The sequence below is a fragment of the Acinetobacter sp. YH01020 genome, from assembly GCF_013420275.1.
Taxonomy (GTDB): Bacteria; Pseudomonadota; Gammaproteobacteria; order Pseudomonadales; family Moraxellaceae; genus Acinetobacter; species Acinetobacter amyesii.
On record NZ_VOYN01000099.1, the window covers coordinates 1 to 4,216 of the forward strand.

Below are 4,216 nucleotides of genomic sequence, written 5' to 3' on the forward strand. Positions count from 1 at the left end.
TAGAGGAATTGCCACAAGATACGATAAGCTAAAACGTAACTATCAAAGCGCTGTTGCTTTAGCTTGTATATTTATATGGTTGCCTCTTTAGCTCAATTTATCGGCTGTAAATGTCAACACACCCTAGAATAACACAGTCCTAAAATGAATAAAATTCAATCAAAAAAAACTCTGTATTTAATAAAAAATATTTGATTTATATAATTTATTTACTAACTTTATTGTTACACCAATTCATATAAAAAAGCCAGATAGTACATCTGGCTTTTTTATATTCAGCTACTAAAAATTATACTCAGTAAAACTGTTCTTGTAGTCTAGTAAAACCTTATTAAATTCTTTTGGGAAAATATCAACTATTTGCGGTAATCGAAGTCTTTTAGTCCATCCTTGAACTGAATAGTCAGCCTCAAAAGAGATGATCTCATATTCAAATTTTTGAGCTATCTCATTCAAAATATCAAGTAATCCTATTCCATCTTCTCTTTTATTCTTAGTATTAAAACCTAAAGTTGAAACAAAAATTTCTTTTCTACCATCATCATAAAATAAATTATAACCGAACTTGAGATATAGCATACCTCTTGGCTTATTACTTGATCCAGAATAATAATAAAACGTAGCGGCATGATCAAATTTTCTAAAAATAGCCGTACCTGGGAACTTCTTATTAACGTTAGAAAGCCTTTCTTTTAAAAAATCCATCAACTTATTTTCAATATAAGTTAATTCGTCACGACAAACAGCCTTTCCTGAAACACTGATCATACAAATATCTTTTGAGAATTAATTTAAAAAGTGTAATTTATATTTTTAACAAGCGCAAACCCAAAAATTATTTAACCAATTGAATTATATCACATTTACGTCTTTTGTCCTATTTTTTGATTTTGATATTCAGCCCTCTATAAAACTAAATTTTTCAGTATATAAAACGGCTTTATTACACAAAGATTGGAAAGACTGCGAAATGAACAACTACTTGGACATGGATTCTTTTTTTACTTGAACTCTTTTTCACTTCAAAATTTAATGTACGGAAATATGCCGTACATGGTATAATAATATTTAGAGATTAGAGAAGATAGAATATGTCTACAAGTGTTCGTGAGCGTATAGAAATGCGTGTTGATGCTGAAACAAAGCAATTGGCAGAACGAGCTGCTGCTGCATTAGGCTGTTCTTCATTAACTGAATTTCTTGTTCGCTTGATTCGAGATAAAGCACCGCAAATTTTACAAGAGCAAGCAAATATTGAATTAAGCAACGCTCAGTTTGACCGATTTATTGAAGTCTGTAATGCACAGCATACCGTTCCTGCCCGATTAAAGCAGGCTGCCCAACTTTTAGATAAAGAGGGCTTTTAAAATTGTTATTGGGAACAACTTTTGAAGTTGCAGATGCTTCGATTCATAATCTAAAAAATTTTGATTGTGGCAAGCAAAGCCTCAATGAATATCTAAGTCGATTTGCAGTTAAGAATAATATACTTGGATTGAGTCGAACATGGGTATTACCTTGCCAATCCAATGAAAATAAAGCCCAGATTGCAGCTTATTTCACCTTGGCAAGTAGTTCTGTAAGCCGTGAATCCTTACCCAAACAGTCTAAATCTATACCTGCATACCCTATCCCCATCATGCTATTGGCAAGGTTGGCAGTTTCTATTGATCATCAAGATAAACAGCTAGGTATTAAAACTTTGGTTCATGCATTGCGAACAGCATATTCCATCAATCAACATGGGCTGCCAGCTATCGGTGTAGTGATTGATGTGCTAGATGACGATGCAATGAAATTCTACCAACACGTAGGAATATTTACTCAATTTTCGGATGACCCAATGCGGTTATTTGTTCACATGAATATAATTAATCAATTATAGGGATTGCTTCATTCCGTATCAGCATTGTTTCTTAATATTTTTGCCACTGATCTAAGTTTTAGTCTGTCCAAGTAAGCCAATATTCTTTGTCCAAGCGTAAATGCCATTGGGTGTCTAGTTGGAGAAGAATACGCAGAAAGACTGATCCTAGTCAAAACTGGAAAAAACTGAATCTAAAGATCAATAAATTACACCATCATATTGCCAATATTCGGCATGATTACTTGCACAAAGTCACTACAACTCTCAGCAAAAACCACGCAATGATCGTAGTTGAGGACTTAAAGGTAGCCAATATGTCGAAATCAGCGAAAGGCTCAATCGAGAAAAAAGGAAAGAATGTTAAAGCCAAATCGGGCTTAAACAAATCAATTCTTGATCAAGGTTTGTCGATGCTTGTCGATATGTTGGAGTACAAACAGCTATGGCGAGGTGGTTTGCTCGTCAAAATTGACCTTAGATATACAAGTCAAACGTGTAGCTCATGCGGTCATGTAGCCAAAGAAAATAGACTTACTCAAACTAAGTTTGAGTGTGTTGAATGTGGCTTTAGCGAGAATGCGGATATTAACGCTTCTCGCAATATTTTGGCGGCAGGACATACCGTTTTGTCTGTCGAGGGAGGATGAGGTAAAGGTCGCCCTGTGAAGCAGAAAGCAACTGAAATCCGTGAGGAAGGTCACCTAAGAGCTTTTGCTTTTAGAATCCCCCACTTGAGGTAAAACGAAAGTGGTGGGAGTATGTCAAGTCTTGATGCTACATCTTGATATGTTATAATTTGTACATCAAAATGATGTACTTATTGGTGAAGAAATGGCTAATTTAGCAACTGAACGAATTAATGTTCGTTCAACAGCAGATGCAAAGAATGTGATTGAGCAAGCTGCGAATTTATTAGGCCTCAGTGTAAGTTCTTTTATGCTGCAATCCTCCTTTGAACGAGCAAAAGACTTACTTAAATCTAACCATGAGTTGAAAGTAAATAATGCTGATCGTGATATGTTAATGAATTTGCTTGAAAATCCACGCCCTGCAAACGATGAAATGAAGAAATTAATGAGTTTATTAGATGAGAATTGAGATTTTACAAACTCATCACCAAAGAAAATCATTTAATTGTGGGCAAGACGACTTAAATAAGTTCATTAAACAATATGCGTCCCAACATCAGAAATCAGGGACAAGTAAAACGTATGTTGCTGTTGATCATGCTTCAAATGTGATAGGGTTTTACTGTCTATCTAGTACCTCTATTGGATTCGATTTAGTAGATACCGTACTCACCAAACGCTTACCTCGTTATCCACTCCCTTGTGTTGTTGTAGGTCGCTTTGCCGTTGATAAAGTGACTCAAGGGCAAGGAATTGGAAAAGTGCTTTTAGCACATGCTCTCAAACAAGTTTCAAAAGTTGCTCAAATTATTGGTGTAAATTTTGTTGTAATACATGCAAAAGATCAAAAAGCGATGGAATTTTATCAGCGTTTTGGCTTCATTTCTTTAACATCAAATCCATTAACATTAATATATCCAGTGAATGAAATTCCTAATTTTAATTAAAGTGGTCTACTAGGAATACAAGTAACTGGCAAACTATGAATGAGAATTGGTGACAGACCTATCCAATAATCTGCAAATTTTTCAAGATCTTGCTCTTCAACATGCTGATATGAAGATGAACTATTCATTAATGCAGCATGAATACATTTTAAAACATCAGAGATGTCTATTACGAGCACAATGTAGTAAAGAGGCACATGCCCAAATACCATCATATGTTTCATATTCTGCTAGTCATAAAAACTTTGATAACGTACTTTCAACCCTGTAAGTTCAGTCGCTTTTTTTACAAGTTCTTCAGAATAATCAATCGCATATACGTAATAGCCCTTTTTTCTAAAAGCCAAAGTATCCCGACCTGAGCCACAACCTAAATCTAAAATGTAGGCATCATGTGCTAATTGCTCTAAAAAGGTTGGTATAGTGCTTCCATATCCACATTCAAGGTCGACTTTATAAATTGATCAGCCTGTTTATTGTAATAATCTATTGTTTTCATTCAGTTGGATACATCTCAGCCATGTATATATACGATATCAGAGTTCGCTTATCATTGAGAAACGATTTTAACCTACAACTTCAGCGACGATATCGCTCGTCCCTTTCTATATTGATTTATATTCAATACAGCTTGCCTTAGACATATTAAGTCTCCATTAAAAAGTAAACATGTATTCTTTTCCGAATAGGTTTGATACTTTCTCAACCCATTGCTCTATTTTGTCAGCTGCCATGACTTGAAAATCTCGCCAATAATATTTCATCTGCTTCCA

The 4,216-nt window shown here is 34.7% G+C and carries 6 protein-coding genes and 4 pseudogenes; 6 read left to right on the forward strand and 4 right to left on the reverse strand.

Annotated features, from left to right (window positions below):
- Positions 1–91, forward strand: a pseudogene (locus FTT85_RS18055) (IS5/IS1182 family transposase); the annotation flags it as partial.
- 191 nt (positions 92–282) lie between these two features.
- Here the strand turns inward: FTT85_RS18055 and FTT85_RS18060 are convergent.
- The gene (locus FTT85_RS18060) at positions 283–768 is read right to left on the reverse strand and encodes a hypothetical protein (protein ID WP_180184103.1); all 486 of its coding nucleotides are present in this window, start codon (positions 766–768) and stop codon (positions 283–285) included.
- A 323-nt stretch (positions 769–1,091) separates the two neighbouring features.
- On the opposite strand from FTT85_RS18060, the gene FTT85_RS18065 reads away from it, so the two are divergent.
- The 5 genes and pseudogenes from FTT85_RS18065 to FTT85_RS18085 all read left to right on the forward strand — a co-directional run bounded on the left by FTT85_RS18065 (position 1,092) and on the right by FTT85_RS18085 (position 3,443).
- Positions 1,092–1,367: a DUF1778 domain-containing protein gene (locus FTT85_RS18065; RefSeq protein WP_180184104.1), complete on the forward strand. Its 276-nt coding sequence runs from the start codon at positions 1,092–1,094 to the stop codon at positions 1,365–1,367.
- Positions 1,368–1,369: 2 nt separating this feature from the next.
- Entirely contained in the window at positions 1,370–1,885 is a 516-nt protein-coding gene (locus FTT85_RS18070) for a GNAT family N-acetyltransferase (protein WP_180184105.1), read from the forward strand.
- Positions 1,886–2,007: 122 nt separating this feature from the next.
- Positions 2,008–2,514: pseudogene (locus FTT85_RS18075) on the forward strand (RNA-guided endonuclease InsQ/TnpB family protein); the annotation flags it as partial.
- A 184-nt stretch (positions 2,515–2,698) separates the two neighbouring features.
- Positions 2,699–2,965: a DUF1778 domain-containing protein gene (locus FTT85_RS18080; RefSeq protein ID WP_026094019.1), complete on the forward strand. Its 267-nt coding sequence runs from the start codon at positions 2,699–2,701 to the stop codon at positions 2,963–2,965.
- On the forward strand, positions 2,955–3,443 hold the full coding sequence (locus FTT85_RS18085) for a GNAT family N-acetyltransferase (RefSeq protein ID WP_019383654.1): 489 nt from the start codon (positions 2,955–2,957) through the stop codon (positions 3,441–3,443). The genes FTT85_RS18080 and FTT85_RS18085 overlap by 11 nt, the downstream gene beginning before the upstream one ends.
- Here the strand turns inward: FTT85_RS18085 and FTT85_RS18980 are convergent.
- From FTT85_RS18980 to FTT85_RS18095, 3 genes and pseudogenes are all read right to left on the reverse strand, one after another.
- Positions 3,440–3,667: a hypothetical protein gene (locus FTT85_RS18980; RefSeq protein ID WP_206863076.1), complete on the reverse strand. Its 228-nt coding sequence runs from the start codon at positions 3,665–3,667 to the stop codon at positions 3,440–3,442. The genes FTT85_RS18085 and FTT85_RS18980 overlap by 4 nt on opposite strands.
- Positions 3,609–3,942: pseudogene (locus tag FTT85_RS18090) on the reverse strand (class I SAM-dependent methyltransferase); the annotation flags it as partial. The pseudogene FTT85_RS18090 and the gene FTT85_RS18980, both read right to left, overlap by 59 nt.
- Before the next feature lie 157 nt (positions 3,943–4,099).
- A pseudogene (locus FTT85_RS18095) lies at positions 4,100–4,216 on the reverse strand (transposase); the annotation flags it as partial.

Coding starts and splice junctions, on each gene's coding strand:
- FTT85_RS18065 (WP_180184104.1), top strand. CDS start 1,092: ATGTCTACAAGTGTTCGTGAGCGTATAGAAATGCGTGTTGATGCTGAA.
- FTT85_RS18080 (WP_026094019.1), top strand. CDS start 2,699: ATGGCTAATTTAGCAACTGAACGAATTAATGTTCGTTCAACAGCAGAT.
- FTT85_RS18085 (WP_019383654.1), top strand. CDS start 2,955: ATGAGAATTGAGATTTTACAAACTCATCACCAAAGAAAATCATTTAAT.
- FTT85_RS18060 (WP_180184103.1), bottom strand. CDS start 768: ATGATCAGTGTTTCAGGAAAGGCTGTTTGTCGTGACGAATTAACTTAT.
- FTT85_RS18980 (WP_206863076.1), bottom strand. CDS start 3,667: ATGAAACATATGATGGTATTTGGGCATGTGCCTCTTTACTACATTGTG.